This window comes from Streptomyces sp. CNQ329 (genome assembly GCF_000482585.1).
Genome location: NZ_AXVU01000032.1, coordinates 41476 through 58485, shown reverse-complemented (window position 1 = coordinate 58485; position 17010 = coordinate 41476). Strand labels below are relative to the sequence as shown.

Below are 17010 nucleotides of genomic sequence, written 5' to 3'. Positions count from 1 at the left end.
AATCCGGCGGGGACCCGTCCCGGGGCGGTGGCGGTACGGTGCGGGCGGGACCCCGGCGTCGGAGAGGGAGCGGGCATCGTGGGACGTGTACGGCGCGGCGTGGCCGGGCTCGTGCTGTTCGCCGTCGCGGGTGGGGCCGGGCCGGCCGCCTGCACCGGCGGAGACGGCGACGAGGGCGCAAAGGGGCCGAAGACGGCGAGCCCGGCGGCTTCCCCCGACCCGTTGCCGCGTACGCCGCCGCCGGCGCGGCAGACGGTGACGACCAGCGAGGACGCCTGCGACTTCACCGGGCCGTTCGAGGCCGCCGAGGTCAAGCCCTACCTCCCCGGCGGACCCGCCTATGAAGGCGCCGGGCCGCACCCGGCCGTGCTCTTCAAGGACACCATCGCCGTCGACGAGAGCGAGCCCCCGCAACTGCCCGCCGACTGGGCGCCGGCCCGCCCCCGCATCGACACCCAGCTCGTGGTCTGCCAGTACGACGACGACACCCACGACAGCCGCACGGTCGGCACCTGCACCTACGTCGGCGGCTCGAACAACACCGGCGACGGCGAGTACGACGTGAAGACCGCGCGTTACGTTTTCCGGGTCTTCGAGGCCGCCACGGGCGAGCCGGTGACCACGTTCGCCCTCGACGGCACGACGAGCCCCGAACAGACGTGCCCCGAGTCGGCCCTCTTTCTGGCCGATGACTTCCAGTTGGTGACGAGCGAGGCTCTCGCCGACAAGCTCCGGCCGTTCGTGGCGGGGCGGCGCTGACGCCGGCGACCGCCGCGCCGCCCGGCGAAGGGCTGCACGCGGCGGTCGCGGTGTCGTTCCGTACCCCTGACGGGCCGTGGGCGACGGGGCGCGCTGCCGCGCCCGGTCCGTACCCGGTCAGGCCCTCAGGACAGCAACTGCTTCCATACCGCCGTGTCCAGCTCCCGGTTCGACGGCGCCCGCCGCCCGCGGCCGGTCAGCACCTCCAGGGCCTTCGCGACCTCGCCGTTCGTCCCGGCGCGCCCGCGCGGGGTGATCAGCGGCCAGATGTCCGAGCCCAGGTAGCCCGTCTCGTCGGCGCGCTTGTGGAACTCCGCCGAGCAGGAGTGCCGCTCGACGCCGTCGACCTGGGCGAGCTTGGCCACGGCCCGCTTCGTGGCCGGGCCGAAGACCCCGTCGGCCGCCACCCCGGTGAACCCGCGGGCGCGCAGCAGGTGCTGCCCCGCGCGGACCACGGGCCCGCTGTCGCCGGGGCGCAGCAGCGGCCAGACGGCAAGCGGGGCCGGCTTCGGCGCACCGAGCACCCCGGCCACCGCCTCGCGCAGCTCGGGCAGGCGGCCGTAGAGCACCTCGCCCGGGCATTCGGTGGAGTTGAAGTCGCGATGGCCCATGATGTTCTCGACCGGCCGCCCGTACTGGCCGGCGATCCAGGCGACCATCGCGACGAGCGCGTCCCACAGCGCGGTGGGCACGTCGACGTCGGTGTACAGGCCCTCGTTCTCGATCCCGATGACCTCGCTGTTGCGGCCGCCGACGTTGGCGCCCTGCACGTGCTGAGTGCCGCCGCGCACGACGTCCAGGCTCTGGTGCCGGCCTTCGAGGTGGTAACCGCCGCGGCTGATGGTGAACTGCTGGCCGGTGTCGCCCCAGCCCCGGGTGTCCATGTGGAAGTTCTGGATGGACCGGCAGATTTCCATGGCGTGTTCGAGCGAGTAATCCTCGCTGTTTCCGGGTTCCGCGGTGTGGTGGACGGCGATGTACGTCGGCACGTGGTCGAGGACGACGATGTCGGTTTGCGGCGGCCGGGCGCCCCATTCCGCGGTGGTGTAGATGCGCGGCTCGGGCGCCGCGAGGGAGCGGGCGCCGCGGGGTGCGGCGGGTGCGGAGGTGGTCGCTGACCTGGGCGTGGCGTGTGCGAGTCCCGCCGCGCCGAGCCCGAGCGCTCCGGCCGCGGAGGCGGTCAGTCCACCGCGCAGCAGTGCGCGGCGGTCGAAACCCGGATGTGCAGCCATCCTGGTCTCCTTCTTCAGGTGGGGGGTGGATGTGGGGGGATCAAGGATTGTGCGCGCGCTGTCCGGTCGGCCATGAAAACATCCGAGACATGCACACGACAACCCCTGAGTAACAACGGCCCCTATTGCACGGGAAATGGGGGTCAGCTCTCCGCGCCAATGGGCCGACCAATGAAAACGACGATACGCGAATAGTGAATACGTCCGGCGCCGCCTCGCCGGGCGCGCGGTAGCCTCTCGCACGAGGCGTCGAGGAGGTCCGGTGGTACGGGAAGAGGCAGGCCGGGTGCTCGGGGCCAATCTGCGGGCGCTGCGGACGCGGGCGGGGCTCACCCTCTCCGGGCTGGCGCGCGCCTCCGGGATCGCCAAGGGCACGCTGTCGCAACTCGCCGACCGGCGCCCTCCATACGCTCGTTGACGTTCGTTTTCATGAACGGAGGTGGCGGCAGGTGGCGTACGACGTCGTGGTCGTGGGCGCCGGGGTGATCGGCGCGGCCTGCGCCGAGGCGCTCACCGCCGCCGGACTGTCGGTCGCCGTACTGGACCGCGGGGCGCCCGCCGGCGGCACCACCGCCGCCGGCGAGGGCAACGTCCTGGTCTCCGACAAGGCACCGGGCCCCGAGCTGACGCTCGCTCAGCACTCCCGCCGCCGCTGGCCGCAGCTTCTCGCCGAGGTGCGCGACCTGCTCGGCCCGCGCCGCGCGGAGGCGGAGTGGGAGGCCAAGGGCGGCCTCGTCGTCGCCACCACCCCGGCGGCGGCCGGCGCGCTCACGGACTTCGCCGCCGCCCAGCGCACCGCGGGGGTGCAGGCGGAGCCGGTGAGCCCGGCCGGAGCCGGCGCGCTGGAGCCGCATCTGACCGCGGACGTGGAGGCCGCCGTGCACTACCCGCAGGACGGCCAGGTGCAGCCGGTGCTCGCGACGACCGCGCTGCTGGCCGCGGTACGGGCGCGGGGCGGGCGGGTGCGGTCCGGCGTCACCGCGCTGGGGGTCACCACCGGCGCCGCGGGCGCCGTCACCGGGGTGCGCACCGACCGGGACACCGTGCCGTGCCGGGCGGTCGTCAACGCCTGCGGTCCGTGGGCCGGCCGGTTCTCCGCGGCGGCGGGCGCCCCGGTCGCGGTGCTGCCGCGGCGCGGGATGGTCCTCGTCACCGCCGCGCTGCCCGCGGGCACGGTGCGGCACAAGGTCTACGACGCCGACTACGTCGGCGCGGTCGCCGGCGGCACCGCCGGCCTGCAGACGTCGACCGTCGTGGAGGCGACGCGGGCCGGGACGGTGCTCATCGGCTCCAGCCGGGAGCGGGTCGGCTTCGACGAGACGGTGCGGGTGGCGGTGCTGCGGGAGCTGGCGCGCAAGGCCGCCGGGCTGTTCCCGGTACTCGCCGGAGTGCCCGTGATCCGCGCGTACGGAGGCTTCCGTCCGTACGTCCCGGACCACCTGCCGGTGATCGGCGAGGACCCGCGGCGTCCCGGGCTGTGGCACGCCACCGGGCACGAGGGCGCGGGCATCGGACTGGCGGCGGGCACGGGGCAGTTGCTGGCGGATCTCCTCACGGGGCGGACGCCGCAGATGGACGACAAGCCGTTCCGGGTGGACCGGCCGGGGGTCATGAGGGAGGCGGCGGCCGATGAGGCGGCGTAGGCGCAGCCGGAAGCGGGCCGTCGGCGGCGCGGGAGCCGGCGGGAGCCGGGCGGATGCCGCCCGGAAGGGCCGGGCCGGCGGCCCGGTGACCGTGCGGGTCGACGGGCAGGAACTGGTCACCGAGTCCGGACGGACCATCGCCGGGCTGCTGCTGGTGCTCGGCCGGGTCTCCTGGCGGACGACGCGCGGCGGCGGCCGGCCGCGCGGCGTCTTCTGCGGCATCGGCGTCTGCCACGACTGCCTCGTCGTCGTCAACGGCGCCCCCGACGTACGCGCCTGCCAGCGCCTCGCCGAGGACGGCGACGACATCCGCACCCAGAACGGCGCGGAGCTGCCCGCGTGAACAGTCCCGGCGTGAACCGCCCCGACGCGGACCCACCCGGGGTGAACCGCCCGGCCGCGGACCGGCCCGGGGCGAACCGGGTCGACGCCGACCCACCCGGGGTGAAGCGTCCCGCCGCCGACTCGCCCCGCCCGCACCCCACCGGCGGACGACCCGGCCCGCAGCGCTCCGGCGCCGGACGGTCCGCGCTGCGCGCCGCCGGCCCCGTCGTCGTCATCGGCGGCGGGCCCGCCGGGATGGCCGCCGCCCGGGCCGCGGCCCGGCTCGGCGTCCGCGTGCTGCTCGTGGACTCCGGCGCCGCGCTCGGCGGGCAGTACCACCGGCAGAACCTCCTCGCCGGCCGGGAGCGGTTCGCACCGCCGCCCGGCGTGGAGCATCTGCCGCACTCCGTCGTCTGGGCGCTGGAGCCCGTGCCCGGCGGCGGGCACCGGGTGCACCTGCGCACCGGGCCCGCCGACGGGCCGGGCCGCGCCGGGCGCACCGTCGAGACCCCCGCGCTCGTGCTGGCGACCGGGGCGTACGACAGGGCGCTGCCGTTCCCCGGCTGGGAGCTGCCCGGCGTCTTCACCGCCGGTGCGGCGCAGGCGCTGGCGAAGGGGCAGGGCGTGCGCGTCGGCGAGCGCGTACTGCTGGCCGGCACCGGGCCGTTCCTGCTGCCGGTCGCCGCGTCACTGACGGCGGCCGGGGCCGGGGTGGCCGGGGTGCTGGAGGCCGCGGAGCCGGTCACCGCCTGGCTGCGCCGGCCCGCGGGCGTCATCGCCGGACGCGGCAGGTTCGGCGAACTCGCGGGCTACGCCGCGCTGCTGGCCCGCCACCGCATCCCGTACCGGCGCCGCTCCGCCGTCGTCGCCGCCCACGGCACGGACCGCGTGGAGGCGGTCACCACGGCGCGTCTCGACCCCGGCTGGCGGATCGTGCCGGGCAGCGAGCGGCGGGTGGCGGTCGACGCGGTGTGCGTGGGCTTCGGGTTCGTACCGCAGGTGGAGACGGCTCTCGCCGCCGGCTGCGCGCTCGACGACGGGTTCGTCGCGGTCGACGCCGCCCAGGCCACATCGGTGCCGGGGGTGTTCGCGGCGGGTGAGCTGACGGGTGTCGGCGGCGCGGGCCCGGCCGCCGCGGAAGGCGAGGTCGCGGGCGTCGCCGCGGCCCGGCTGCTCGGCGCACGCCCGGCGCCCCCGGTCGCGGCGCTGCGGCGGGTACGGTCCGGACGCAGGTTCGCCGCCGCGCTCGCGCGGGCGTACCCGGTGCGGGACGGATGGCGTACGTGGCTGCGCGAGGACACCCTCGTGTGCCGCTGCGAGGAGGTCCCGTACGGCGAGCTGCGCCGCTCCGTCGAGGAACGCGAAGCGCTCGGGACACGTGCCGTGAAGCTCGTGAGCAGGGCGGGACTCGGCCAGTGCCAGGGCCGCGTGTGCGGCCCTCACGTCGCCTGCCTGACCGGGGTGCCGGACGCGGCGGGGTTCGCGCGGCGCCCCATCGCCTCGCCGGTGCGGCTGGGCGAGCTGGCGGAGCCGCCCGCCGACCCGGAGCCGGGAACGTGACCGTCCCGTACCGCCCCACCGTCACACGAGGGAGAACGCCATGCCGCAGGGCACGTCCGACAGAGCTTTCCCGGCCTCCCGGGCGGGGGTGTGAGGTGCGCGCCTCCCGCTACTTCACGGCCGTCGACTCGCACACCGAGGGGATGCCGACCCGGGTGATCACCGGAGGCGTCGGGGTGGTGCCGGGCGCCACGATGGCCGAGCGCCGCGCGTACTTCGCCGGGCACCTGGACGAGATCCGGCAACAGCTGGTGAACGAACCGCGCGGCCACGCCGCGATGAGCGGGGCGATCCTGCAGCCGCCGACGCGGCCCGACGCCGACTACGGCGTGCTGTACATCGAGGTCTCCGGCCTGCTGCCGATGTGCGGGCACGGCACGATCGGCGTGGCCTCGGTGCTGGTGGAGACCGGAATGGTCACGGTCACGGAACCGGTCACGGAGGTCCGGCTGGACACGCCCGCGGGGCTGGTGACCGCGCGGGTCGCGGTGACGGACGGGCGGGCGGAGTCGGTGACGCTGCGCAACGTTCCGTCGTTCGTGCTGGAGCTGGACGCCGCGGTCGAGGTGGCGGGAATCGGGCGGGTCACGTACGACATGGCGTACGGCGGCAACTTCTACGCCATCCTGCCGATCGAGAGCCTCGGCATCCCGTTCGCGAAGGCGGAGAAGGAGCGGATGCTGAGCGCGGGCCTGGCGATCATGGACGCGGTCAACGAGCAGAACCGTCCGGTGCACCCGGCGGACCCGGGGATCTCCGGCTGCAAGCACGTCCAGTTGACGGCCCCGCCCGCCGGCGGCTCCGCCGACGCGCGCAACGCGATGGTCATCCACCCCGGCTGGTTCGACCGCTCCCCCTGCGGCACGGGCACCTCGGCGCGGATGGCGCAGCTCCACGCCCGCGGGGAGCTGCGCCTGGGCGCGGACTTCGTCAACGAGTCGCTGCTGGGCACCCTGTTCACGGGCCGTCTGGAGGCGGAGACGGAGGTCGGCGGCCTGCCCGCGCAGGTCCCGACGGTGACGGGCCGCGCCTGGATCACCGGCATGGGCCAGTACCTCCTCGACCCGGCAGACCCTTTCCCCGCGGGCTTCACCCTCTAGGTGAACGGGTTCACAGGGGTGCCGGCCCGGGGGGCCGTCCTCAGCCGTGTCCGGCAGGTGGAAGGAGACCGGCCCCGACCGCCAGGGTCCGTGCTCGGTCATCTCCGGCTCGATGACGATGTCCTGCATTCGACAGGGGCCCCACGCTTCGATCGAGTCGGCCGGTCTCCTCAGGAGCGCCGGCACGCTGGCACAGCCCGGTCCCGCGGGATCGGACTGCGAGAAACGGCGAATCGTCCAGGATTCCGGAGCGCTGGGCATGGGTCGGAGAAGAGGACACCGCGCCGCCGGGCCGGCCGGGGGTGTGCCCGCGGGGTGTCGGTGGTGGGGCATAAACTCGCCCGATGAGTTCCACCGAGGCGCTGCAGGTCCTCAGCAAGGTCTTCGGCTACGAGTCGTTCCGCGAGGGTCAGCAGGAGATCATCGACCATGTCGTGGGCGGCGGCGACGCCCTCGTGCTGATGCCCACCGGCGGCGGCAAGTCGCTGTGCTACCAGATTCCCGCGCTCGTGCGGCCGGGCACCGGCGTGGTGATCTCGCCGCTCATCGCGCTCATGCAGGACCAGGTCGACGCGCTGCGCGCCCTCGGGGTGCGGGCCGGGTTCCTGAACTCCACGCAGGATCCCGACGAGCGGCGGATGGTGGAGGCCGAGTTCGTCGCGGGCGAGATCGATCTGCTCTACCTGGCGCCCGAACGGCTGCGGGTGGAGTCCACGATGCGGCTGCTCGACCGCGGGACGATCGCGCTGTTCGCCATCGACGAGGCGCACTGCGTCTCGCAGTGGGGCCACGACTTCCGGCCCGACTACCTCGCCCTGTCCGCGCTGTCCGAGCGCTGGCCGGACGTGCCGCGCATCGCGCTGACCGCGACGGCGACCAAGGCCACGCACGCGGAGATCGCGCAGCGGCTGCGGCTGGAGCAGGCGCGGCACTTCGTGGCCAGCTTCGACCGGCCCAACATCCAGTACCGCATCGTGCCCAAGCGGGAGCCGAAGAAGCAGCTCCTGGAGCTGCTGCGCACCGAGCACGCGGGCGACGCGGGCATCGTCTACTGCCTGTCGCGCAAGTCCGTGGAGGACACCGCGGACTTCCTCGTGCGCAACGGGATCGACGCGCTGCCGTACCACGCGGGCCTGCCCGCGGCGACGCGCGCCGAGCACCAGTCGCGGTTCCTGCGCGAAGAGGGCATGGCGATCGTCGCCACCATCGCGTTCGGCATGGGCATCGACAAACCCGACGTGCGCTACGTCGCCCATCTCGACCTGCCCAAGTCCGTCGAGGGCTACTACCAGGAGACCGGCCGCGCCGGCCGCGACGGGCTTCCCTCCACCGCCTGGCTGGCGTACGGGCTGCAGGACGTGGTCCAGCAGCGCAAGCTCATCGACGGCTCCGAGGGCGACGACGCGCACCGGCGGCGGGCGAGCGCCCATCTCGACGCGATGCTCGCGCTCTGCGAGAGCGTCGACTGCCGGCGCTCGCAGTTGCTCGCGTACTTCGGCCAGAGCGGCTCCCCCTGCGGCAACTGCGACACGTGCCTGACGCCCCCCGAGTCGTGGGACGGCACGGTCGCCGCGCAGAAGCTGCTGTCGACGGTGGTGCGGCTGCGGCGCGAGCGGCGGCAGAAGTTCGGCGCGGGCCAGATCGTCGACATCCTGATGGGCAGGAAGACGGCGAAGGTCATCCAGCACGACCACGACACGCTGTCCGTCTTCGGCGTCGGCGACGACCTCGCCGAGCACGAATGGCGCGGTGTCGTGCGGCAGTTGCTCGCCAAAGGGCTGCTGGCCGTCGAGGGCGACTACGGCACCCTGGTGCTCACCGAGGAAGCCGACGAGGTGCTCTACCGGGGCCGCAAGGTGCCGTTGCGCAGCGAGCCCAAGCGGGCGGCCAGGGCGGCGAAGGCGAAGTCCGGGTCCGGGCGCGCCGAGGCGGCCGACCTGCCCGCGGAGGCGGCGTCGCTCTTCGAGCGGCTGCGCGCGTGGCGGGGCGCGACCGCGAAGGAGCAGGGCGTGCCCGCGTACGTGATCTTCCACGACGCGACGCTGCGGCAGATCGCCACGGAGCGCCCCGGGTCGCTCCCCTCGCTGGGCTCGGTCAGCGGCGTCGGCGAGAACAAGCTCGCGAAGTACGGCGAGCAGATCCTGGCGGTCGTCGCGGAGGACGACGCCGGCTGAGACCGGGGGCCCGTGCCTCGGGGCGGGTCCCGGCGCGCCGGATTGCGCGCAAGGGCACGGGCGACGGCGGCAGAGGGACAGCGGCACCGGACCCTCGCGCGACCCCGGTATCAATGTAAACAGTTCTGAGTTATCACCTTGACCGTTCCGACGTTAACATGGTTCCGTTATCCACGGAAACAGCGTGTCGGGGCGATCCAGGAGATGCAGACATATGTCCGAGCACGAGCAAGTCCCCACCGCCGGGCACAGCCGCCGCGGCGTGCTCAAAGCAGGCGGCATCGCCGCCACCGGGCTGGTCGCGACGGGCGGCGTGGCCGCCCCCGCGCTCGCGGCCGCCGGCGAAGCCGGGGCCCCCGCTCCCGGGGACCCGACGGCCGAGATCACGCTCCGCGTCAACGGCGAGGCGCGCCGGGTCACCGTCGAGCCCCGCGTCACCCTCCTGGACGCGTTACGCGAGCGGCTGGGGCTCACCGGCACGAAGAAGGGCTGCGACCGGGGTGAGTGCGGGGCCTGCACGGTCCTCGTCGAGGGCCGCCGCGTCTCGTCCTGTCTGACGCTCGCCGTCATGGAGGACGGCCGGGAGATCACCACGATCGAGGGCCTGGCCGACGGGGACGAACTGCACCCCGTGCAGGCGGCCTTCATCCGGCGGGACGCCTTCCAGTGCGGATTCTGCACCCCCGGGCAGATACTCTCCGCCGTCGCCTGCATCGACGAGGGCCACGCCCGGTCCGACGACGAGATCCGGGAGCACATGAGCGGAAACCTGTGCCGTTGCGGCTGCTACCCGAACATCGTCGACGCCGTGCGGGACGCCGCCAGGAGGGCCGGACGATGAATCCCTTCGACTACGTACGCGCCTCGGGCCCGTCCGAGGCCGCCGGCCTGGTCGCCTCCCGCGACGCCGCGGCGTTCATCGCCGGAGGCACCGAGCTGACGAACCTGATGAAGGACGGCGTCCTCGCTCCCGACCTGGTCGTGGACGTGGGCGGACTCCCCCTCTCCGGCGTCGAACTGCGCGACGGACGGCTGCACATCGGGGCCACCGCCCGGATGCAGACGGTGGCCGATCACCCGGTGGTCCGCGAACGCTTCCCGGCGGTTTCCCAGGCCCTGCTCGCCTCGGCGTCTCCCCAGGTGCGCAACCGGGCCACGATCGGCGGCAACCTCATGCAGCGCACCCGCTGCGGGTACTACCGGGACAGCGGCAGCCCGTGCAACCGGCGCATCCCCGGCAGCGGCTGCCCCGCCATCGACGGCCAGAACCGCCGGCACGCGATCCTCGGCGGCAGTTCCCACTGCATCGCCGTGCACCCCTCCGATCTGGCGGTCGCGCTCACCGCTATGGACGCCCTCGTGCTCACCCTCGGACCCGCGGGCCGGCGCTCGATCGCACTGGCCGACCTCCACCTCCTGCCCGGCTCCACCCCGCACCGGGAAACCGCCCTGCGCCGCGGCGAGATCATCACCGGGGTCGAGGTCCCCGTCTCCCCGGCGGCCCGCACCTCCCGGTACCTGAAGCTGCGCGACCGGGCCTCGTTCGAGTTCGCCGTGGTCTCCGTGGCAGCCGCGCTGGCCTTCCGGGGGAGGGTGGTGACCGACGTCCGGCTCGCCTTCGGCGGCGTCGCGCCCCGTCCGTGGCGCTCGGCCGCGGCCGAGGACGCCCTGCGCGGCCGGCCGCTGACCGGCGCCGCGGTCGCCGCGGCCGGCCGGCACCTGGTGCGCGGCGCCGAGCCGCGCGAGCACAACCGATTCAAGGTCGAGCTGGTGCAGCGCGCCCTCGCCGACGTCCTCGACGCCCTGGGAGGCGACCGATGAGCCGGATCGTAGGCAGTCCCGTTCCCCGGATCGACGGTCGCGCCAAGGTCACCGGCACGGCCACCTACGCCGCGGACGCCGTGATCGGCGAAACGCTGCACGGCTTCCTCGCGACGAGCACCGTCGCCCGCGGCCGGATCACCGGCATCGACACCGAAGAGGCCGAGCGCTCGGCCGGGGTGGTCGCCGTCTTCACCCACCGGAACATGCCGCGCCTCACGCGGCCGACGTACCTCAGCTTCCTCAAGAGCTCCCTCCCTTTGCAGGAGACGGACATCCACCACAGCGGGCAGCCCGTCGCCTACGTCGTCGCCGAGACACTGGAGCAGGCCCAGCACGCCGCCACGCTCGTCGACGTCTCCTACGACACCCGCCGGCCCCGCTCCGCCGTCGCCGACGCGCTCGACGACGCCTTCGTGCCTCCGCCCGGCCTGGCGGGCCCCAACGAGACGACCCGCGGGGACGTGGCGGCGGGGCTAACCGACGCCGACGTCCGCGTCGACGTCACCTACACCACGCCCATGCACCACCACAATCCCCTCGAACCGTCCACGACGACCGCGGTCTGGGACGGCGGCCGGGTGACGGTGTACGAGTCCGCCCAGGGCGGCCACGCCACCAGGATCTGCGTCTCCGAGGCGCTTGAGGACCTCCCCCTCGGCAATGTGCGTGTGCTCTCGCCGTTCCTGGGCGGGGGTTTCGGCGCCAAGGGCCCGGTCTGGCCGCACACCCTGCTCACCGCCGCCGTCGCCCGGGAGCTGGGGCGCCCGGTGAAGCTGGTGCTCTCCCGCGCCCAGACCTTCACCTCCAACGGGCACCGCGGCGAAGCCCACCAGCGCCTGCGGATCGGAGCCAGGCGGGACGGCACCCTGACCGCCATCGACCACGTCAGCACCCAGCAGGTCACCCGCACCGAGCAGGGCATCTTCTCCACCAGCCACTCCACCCGCGTGCTGTACGCCTGCCCCCACGTGCACGTCGCCCAGCGGGCGGTCCGGCTCGACCTGTCCGCACCGAGCTTCATGCGGCCACCGGAGGCCGTCGGCTCCTTCGGGCTGGAGTCGGCCCTCGACGAACTGAGCTACGCGCTGGACATGGACCCCGTCGAACTCAGGCTGCGCAACCACACGGCGGTCGACCCCGAGACCGGCGAACCGTTCGGCAGCAAGCACCTCATCGAGTGCTACCGGCGCGGAGCGGCCATGTTCCGCTGGAGCGAACGCGATCCGCGTCCGCGGTCGATGCGCGACGGCAGCACCCTGATCGGCTGGGGCATGGCCACCGCGGCGCACACGACGGGCGGCAGGCCGGGCGCCGGCGCCCGGGTGGTCCTCTCCACCGCGGGGCGGGCGGTGGTCCAGGCCGGCACCCACGACATCGGCACCGGGACCTACACGGTCATGACCCAGGTCGCCGCCCAGACCCTGGGGCTGGACCTGGACGACGTCGGCTTCGAACTGGGCGACACCGACTATCCCTTCGCCTTCATGTCCGTCGCGTCCGCCACCGTCCCCGGCGTCGGTGCCGCCGTCGCCCGCGCCTGCACCGCGGCCCGCCGATCGCTCATCGGCATCGCGGTCGCCGACCCCCGCTCCCCCCTGCACGGTGTCGCCGCCGAGCAGGTCACCGCGGAGGACGGGGTCCTGTACGTGACCGGCGAACCCCGGCGCCGCGAACGCATCCGTGCCGTCCTCGCCCGGCACGGCAGAGCGGTCGAGGCCACCGCCGACCCCGTACCCATCCCTCCCGGCTACTCGGTCGGCGCGGAGTTCGCCGAGGTGCGCGTCGATCCCAGGACCGGGCGGGTCAGGGTAACCCGCATGGCCGGGGCGTACGACGCCGGCCGCGTCCTCAACCGCAGAACCCTGCGCAGCCAGGCCCTCGGCGGCGCCGTCTGCGCGGTCGGCTTCGCCCTCACCGAGCACACCCTGGTCGACCCCCACCGGGCCCGGGTCGTCTATCCGAACCTCTCCGGCTATCTGGTGCCCGTCAACGCCGACATCCCCCGCATCCAGACGGTGTTCCTCGACGAACCCGACCCTGTACAGCAGGAGGCTCTGGGGGCACGCGGCTTCGGCGAGACCCCGGGGACCGGGATGACGGCGGCGATCGGCAACGCCGTCTACCACGCCACCGGGCGCCGGATCCGCGCCCTGCCCATCACCCCGGACAAGCTGCTGTGAGGGGCGCGCACACGGTGAACGCCCTGTGGGAGCGACTGCACCGGCTGTGGGAGGCGGGCACCCCGAGCGGAGTGGCCACGGTCGTGTCCACCTTCGGCTCCGCCCCGCGGAGGCCCGGGGCGCTCATGATCTGCGCCCCGGACGGCGGGGTCACCGGCAGCATCTCCGGCGGCTGCGTCGAGGGCGCCGTCCACGACCTGGCCCAGCAGGCCGTCGCGGACGGCACCGCCGTGCTCGAACGCTACGGAGTGTCCGACTCCGACGCCGGGGCCGTCGGTCTGACGTGCGGCGGCACGATCGAGGTCCTCGTCGAGCGCGTCGACCGGCGGTCCTTTCCCGAACTGGGCGTCCTCCTCGGGCACCTGAGATCGGCGACCCCCGTCGCCCTGGCGACCGTCGTCGAAGCCGACCCGTCGTGGCCGGCAGCACGACCGGGAAACCACCTGGTCTGCTGGGCCGACGGCACCGCGGGCAGCACCGGCAGTCCCGTCCTCGATGCACAGACGGCCTCGGCGGCCCGTCGGCTGCTGGCCCGGAACCGCTCCGGCACCGTCCGCCCCGGTCCGGCCGGAGCGGACTGCGCGCACGGTCCGCGGATCTTCGTCAACTGCCTGGCTCCCCCGCCCCGCATGCTGATCTACGGTGCGGGCGAGTTCGCCTCGGCTCTCGCCCGCCAGGGCGCCCTGCTCGGCTACCGTGTCACGGTCTGCGACGCCCGCCCCGTGTTCACCACCCCGGAGCGCTTTCCGGATGCCGACGAGGTCGTCGTGAGCTGGCCGCACCGCCACCTCGCCGACGAAGCCGAGAAGCGGCGCATCGACGACCGCACCGTGGTCGTCTCGCTGACGCACGATCCGAAGTTCGACATACCGCTGCTCACGGCCGCCCTGGAGATGGATCTGGCCTACGTCGGCGCCATGGGCTCCCGGCGCAGCGTGGCCCAGCGCATCGCGGCACTGCGGGCGGCGGGACTTCCCGCCGGCCGACTGGCGCGGCTCAGCTCCCCCGTGGGACTCGACCTCGGCGGCGCCGACCCGGCGGAGACGGCGGTCTCCATCGCGGCCGAGATACTCCTTCTGCGTCACGGGCACCACGGGCTCCGCCTGTCCGAGACCGCCGGTCCCCTCCACCGTGAGGCGGCACCGGAACGGATCGCGGGCTTCGGCTAGGGGAGGTCGATCCGCAGGATGCGATCGTCGCCGGGCCGGGGCTCGGTGCCGCCCCAGGTGGCTCCGTCGGTGTTCGACGTCGTGATCCACAGCGAGCCGTCGGGCGCGGTTTCGACCGTCCGGATGCGGCCGTACTCGCCGACGTAGTGGGCGATCGGATCGCCGGCCGCCCGGGGGCCGTCGACCGGCAGTTGCCAGAGCCTCTGCCCGCCGAGCGCGCCCATCCAGAGCGAGCCGCCCGCGTAGGCGATGCCGGAGGGCGAGGCGTCGTCGGGGTGAACCGTGAAGAGCGGCGGCTCCCCCGTCTCTCCCGCGGTTCCTTCGGTCTCCGGCCAGCCGTAGTCCGCTCCGGCCCGCAGGACGTTCACCTCGTCCCAGGTCCGGTGCCCCAGCTCGGAGGCGTACATGGTGCCGTCCGGGCCGAAGGTGAGGCCCTGCACGTTGCGGTGGCCGGTGGAGTAGACCGCCGTGCCGAAGGGGTTGTCGCCGGGGATCGACCCGTCGGGCCGCACGCGCAGCACCTTTCCGCTCAACGACGAGTCATCCGCCGCGTTCCCGGGCCGGAACGCGTCCCCCGTGCCGATCCACAGGTTGCCGTCCGGCCCGATGCGCAGGCGGCCACCGTGGTGGCGATCCGCCGTCTCGATGCCCGAAAGCACCACCCGCTCCCGGGTCACCGACCGGAAGCCGTCCCCGATCCGCAGGGCGACGACGCGGTTCGTGGGCGCGGCGGACACGTAGGCGTACACCGTCCGGTCGCTTTCGAAGTCCGGGGAGGCCGCCAGGCCCAGGAGGCCGCCCTCGGAGCTCTCGCGCACCCCCGGCACCGTGCCGACGAGCGACGTGCGGCCTCCGGCCGCGGGGACGCGGCGGATCTCCCCGGACAGCCGGGAGGAGACCAGGGCCGTCCCGTCGGGCAGGAACGTCAGCCCCCAGGGCGAGTCGAGCCGGGTGGCGATCTCCGACACCTCGCCGGGGACGACCGCGGCGCCCGCACCGCCGGGGCCGTCCCCGGCCGGGGGCGCGGAGGCCGCCGGCCGGCCGTCCGGCGCCGTACACCCGCCCAGCGCAACGGCCAGCGCGATGACCGCCGCGACGCCGGATCGCCTCTTCGGGATGCTCTCGTTCATGTCCACCGCCTCGATCACGAATCACTGGAAACAGATTGACGGTATCACAGATAACAGAATCCGATAGCGCATTTCTGTTAACGTTGGAAACATGGAGACGAGGAACAATCGCGACCGCATCATCGAGGCGGCCGCCGCCCTGCTCGCCGAGGGCGGCGGGGACGCCGTGTCGACCCGTGCGGTCAGCGCGGCGGCCGGCGTCCAGGCCCCGGCCATCTACCGCATCTTCGGGGACAAGCAGGGACTGCTGGACGCCGTCGCGAGCCACGGCTTCGCGGATTACCTGCGCAGCAAGACCGCCGAACAGCCGACCGACGACCCGGTCGCGGACCTGCGCCGCGGATGGGATCTCCACGTCGGCTTCGGCCTGGCCAACCCCGCGTTCTACACCCTGATCTACGGCGACCAGCGGCCCGGCACCGAGCCCCCGGCCGCACGGGAGGCATCCGCGGTCCTGGCCGGCATGATCAGTCGCATCGCCGCGGCGGGGCGACTGCGGATGAGCGAGGACCGGGCCGCCTTCCTCGTCCACTCCACCGGGCGCGGCGTGACGCTCACGCTGATCTCGCAGCCCGAGAACGCGCGCGACATGTCCCTCTCGGTCCTCGCCCGGGAATCGGTCATCGCCGCCGTCACCACCGATCCCCCCCGGCAGACCCAGCCGGACGGCGGCGGAGTGGTCGGCCACGCGGTCGCACTGCGCGCCGCCCTCCCGCAGACCACCTCCCTGACGGACCCCGAACGGGCCCTGCTCACCGAGTGGCTGGACCGCATCGCCACCACGGACTGAGCGCCGCGTCCGCCCTGCTCAGCGCGCGAGCCCGCACCGGCGAGCCGTCTTCGGGCCCTGATCCCGCCTCGCGTTGCGCTCGCGCCGGCGGGGCGGGCGGAGCGGTCAGCCCGCCCAGTCCAGCAGCCGGGCGGGATTGGTGACCGTGACCGCGCGCACACGTTCCCCGCCGCCCCCGGCCGCGACGCGCGGGAGGAAGCGGCGCGGCAGATAGTCGAGGCCCGGCATGCCGCCGTAGGCGCGGTAGCGGCTGCGGCGGGCCATGTCGCCGCCGAGGAGGAGCCGGTCCGGGCCCGCGCGTTCCGCGGTGGCCAGCAGGCAGGCCAGCACGGTGGAGTCGGGGTGGCTGCGGTGCCGGGTCATGCCGTCGTAGCCGAGGTACGCCCCGGCCGCGCAGAGCTCCGCGTGCAGTCCGGGGTCGGGGTTGCGATCGGCGTGCGCGAGAACGACGCGGTGCGCCGGCACCCCGTGTCCGGCCAGCACCTCGAACGCCCCAAGGAGGGCCTCGCCCCTTACCCGCAGCCGCCTGGGCGGCCCGGAGGGAGCGCTTCCGGTGCGAAGTCACCCCAACCAGCCCACCAAACCAGGGCAAACGCCCCCCGGTGTCCGAGTTTTGCTCCACGACACGCGCCGCCCCGCCCCGACGGTGCGCATCACCGCCCAGGCGGCCCGGAATGAGGGCTACCGACACAAACTCGCCCCCTCCGGCCCGTCAAACCGGGTTAAATCGCCCGTGGGGGTGGAGTTTCACCCCGCGACACGCACAAAACCCCCCGCAGCCCCGAATCCGCACCCAGAAACGGACCTCGCGCACGCCACCGAGACAAACTCGCGGCACCCCACTAACCAGACCCGCCCAAAACGCCCACCCGCCCCGACTCTTGCCCACCCACGCACACCCCGCGACCCAACAGACCCGCCGTCCACCACGAAACCCGCTGCCCAGCACCGGGCTTCACCCCGCCCACCGGACGCATCGGCACCCCGGGGACCGACCCCACTCCGTCCGCCCCGACCCCGACCACCACCGCACCCGCGACCAGAGGACCCCCGGCACCGGCGCCCGGCCCCGTCCACGAACCCGCCCGCAACCGGGACCGACCCCACTCCGGCGCCGCGCCCCCC

Annotated in this window: 14 protein-coding genes and 1 pseudogene; 12 read left to right on the top strand and 3 right to left on the bottom strand. The window is 74.2% G+C overall.

Going from position 1 to position 17010, the window contains the following annotated elements:
• Positions 1-78 precede the first annotated feature (78 nt).
• Positions 79-759: a hypothetical protein gene (locus I003_RS0121225; protein ID WP_037721341.1), complete on the top strand. Its 681-nt coding sequence runs from the start codon at positions 79-81 to the stop codon at positions 757-759.
• A 125-nt stretch (positions 760-884) separates the two neighbouring features.
• Here I003_RS0121225 and I003_RS0121220 read toward each other — a convergent pair whose 3' ends face one another.
• Positions 885-1991, bottom strand: a complete 1107-nt coding sequence (locus I003_RS0121220) for a peptidoglycan recognition protein family protein (protein ID WP_027773346.1) — start codon at positions 1989-1991, stop codon at positions 885-887.
• A gap of 262 nt (positions 1992-2253) precedes the next feature.
• On the opposite strand from I003_RS0121220, the pseudogene I003_RS35005 reads away from it, so the two are divergent.
• The 10 genes and pseudogenes from I003_RS35005 to I003_RS0121175 all read left to right on the top strand — a co-directional run.
• A pseudogene (locus I003_RS35005) lies at positions 2254-2379 on the top strand (helix-turn-helix domain-containing protein); the annotation flags it as partial.
• A gap of 61 nt (positions 2380-2440) precedes the next feature.
• Positions 2441-3634 (top strand): FAD-dependent oxidoreductase, encoded by a 1194-nt coding sequence (locus I003_RS0121215; protein WP_027773345.1) that lies wholly within the window; start codon positions 2441-2443, stop codon positions 3632-3634.
• A complete protein-coding gene (locus I003_RS0121210; protein WP_078564237.1) occupies positions 3621-3977 on the top strand; it encodes a (2Fe-2S)-binding protein in 357 nt (118 codons plus the stop codon). Before I003_RS0121215 ends, I003_RS0121210 begins: the two co-directional genes overlap by 14 nt.
• An 11-nt stretch (positions 3978-3988) precedes the next feature.
• A complete protein-coding gene (locus I003_RS0121205) occupies positions 3989-5518 on the top strand; it encodes an FAD/NAD(P)-dependent oxidoreductase (RefSeq protein WP_486584320.1) in 1530 nt (509 codons plus the stop codon).
• 95 nt (positions 5519-5613) lie between these two features.
• Positions 5614-6618 carry a proline racemase family protein gene (locus I003_RS0121200; protein WP_027773342.1) on the top strand — a complete coding sequence of 335 codons (1005 nt, stop codon included), beginning with the start codon at positions 5614-5616 and terminating at the stop codon, positions 6616-6618.
• A gap of 344 nt (positions 6619-6962) precedes the next feature.
• Complete coding sequence (recQ, locus tag I003_RS0121195; protein ID WP_027773341.1) at positions 6963-8792, top strand: DNA helicase RecQ; 1830 nt, start codon at positions 6963-6965, stop codon at positions 8790-8792.
• A gap of 214 nt (positions 8793-9006) precedes the next feature.
• The gene (locus I003_RS32805; protein WP_037721338.1) at positions 9007-9633 is read left to right on the top strand and encodes a (2Fe-2S)-binding protein; all 627 of its coding nucleotides are present in this window, start codon (positions 9007-9009) and stop codon (positions 9631-9633) included.
• Positions 9630-10613: an FAD binding domain-containing protein gene (locus tag I003_RS0121185; RefSeq protein ID WP_027773340.1), complete on the top strand. Its 984-nt coding sequence runs from the start codon at positions 9630-9632 to the stop codon at positions 10611-10613. Before I003_RS32805 ends, I003_RS0121185 begins: the two co-directional genes overlap by 4 nt.
• Positions 10610-12796, top strand: coding sequence for a xanthine dehydrogenase family protein molybdopterin-binding subunit (locus I003_RS0121180; protein ID WP_027773339.1), 2187 nt, complete (start codon positions 10610-10612; stop codon positions 12794-12796). The genes I003_RS0121185 and I003_RS0121180 overlap by 4 nt, the downstream gene beginning before the upstream one ends.
• A gap of 14 nt (positions 12797-12810) precedes the next feature.
• The gene (locus I003_RS0121175; protein WP_027773338.1) at positions 12811-13965 is read left to right on the top strand and encodes an XdhC/CoxI family protein; all 1155 of its coding nucleotides are present in this window, start codon (positions 12811-12813) and stop codon (positions 13963-13965) included.
• On the opposite strand, the gene I003_RS0121170 is transcribed toward I003_RS0121175, so the two are convergent.
• Positions 13962-15095, bottom strand: a complete 1134-nt coding sequence (locus I003_RS0121170) for a PQQ-dependent sugar dehydrogenase (RefSeq protein WP_027773337.1) — start codon at positions 15093-15095, stop codon at positions 13962-13964. The genes I003_RS0121175 and I003_RS0121170 overlap by 4 nt on opposite strands.
• Positions 15096-15186: 91 nt before the next feature.
• Here I003_RS0121170 and I003_RS0121165 point away from each other — a divergent pair, with 91 nt between their 5' ends.
• Positions 15187-15885, top strand: a complete 699-nt coding sequence (locus I003_RS0121165) for a TetR/AcrR family transcriptional regulator (protein ID WP_027773336.1) — start codon at positions 15187-15189, stop codon at positions 15883-15885.
• Between the two features lie 105 nt (positions 15886-15990).
• Here I003_RS0121165 and I003_RS32800 read toward each other — a convergent pair whose 3' ends face one another.
• A complete protein-coding gene (locus I003_RS32800) occupies positions 15991-16368 on the bottom strand; it encodes a phosphotriesterase family protein (protein WP_486584319.1) in 378 nt (125 codons plus the stop codon).
• Positions 16369-17010 lie beyond the last annotated feature (642 nt).

Coding starts and splice junctions, on each gene's coding strand:
- I003_RS0121220 (WP_027773346.1), bottom strand. CDS start 1,991: ATGGCTGCACATCCGGGTTTCGACCGCCGCGCACTGCTGCGCGGTGGA.
- I003_RS0121210 (WP_078564237.1), top strand. CDS start 3,621: ATGAGGCGGCGTAGGCGCAGCCGGAAGCGGGCCGTCGGCGGCGCGGGA.
- recQ (WP_027773341.1), top strand. CDS start 6,963: ATGAGTTCCACCGAGGCGCTGCAGGTCCTCAGCAAGGTCTTCGGCTAC.
- I003_RS32805 (WP_037721338.1), top strand. CDS start 9,007: ATGTCCGAGCACGAGCAAGTCCCCACCGCCGGGCACAGCCGCCGCGGC.
- I003_RS0121185 (WP_027773340.1), top strand. CDS start 9,630: ATGAATCCCTTCGACTACGTACGCGCCTCGGGCCCGTCCGAGGCCGCC.
- I003_RS0121180 (WP_027773339.1), top strand. CDS start 10,610: ATGAGCCGGATCGTAGGCAGTCCCGTTCCCCGGATCGACGGTCGCGCC.
- I003_RS0121170 (WP_027773337.1), bottom strand. CDS start 15,095: ATGAACGAGAGCATCCCGAAGAGGCGATCCGGCGTCGCGGCGGTCATC.
- I003_RS0121165 (WP_027773336.1), top strand. CDS start 15,187: ATGGAGACGAGGAACAATCGCGACCGCATCATCGAGGCGGCCGCCGCC.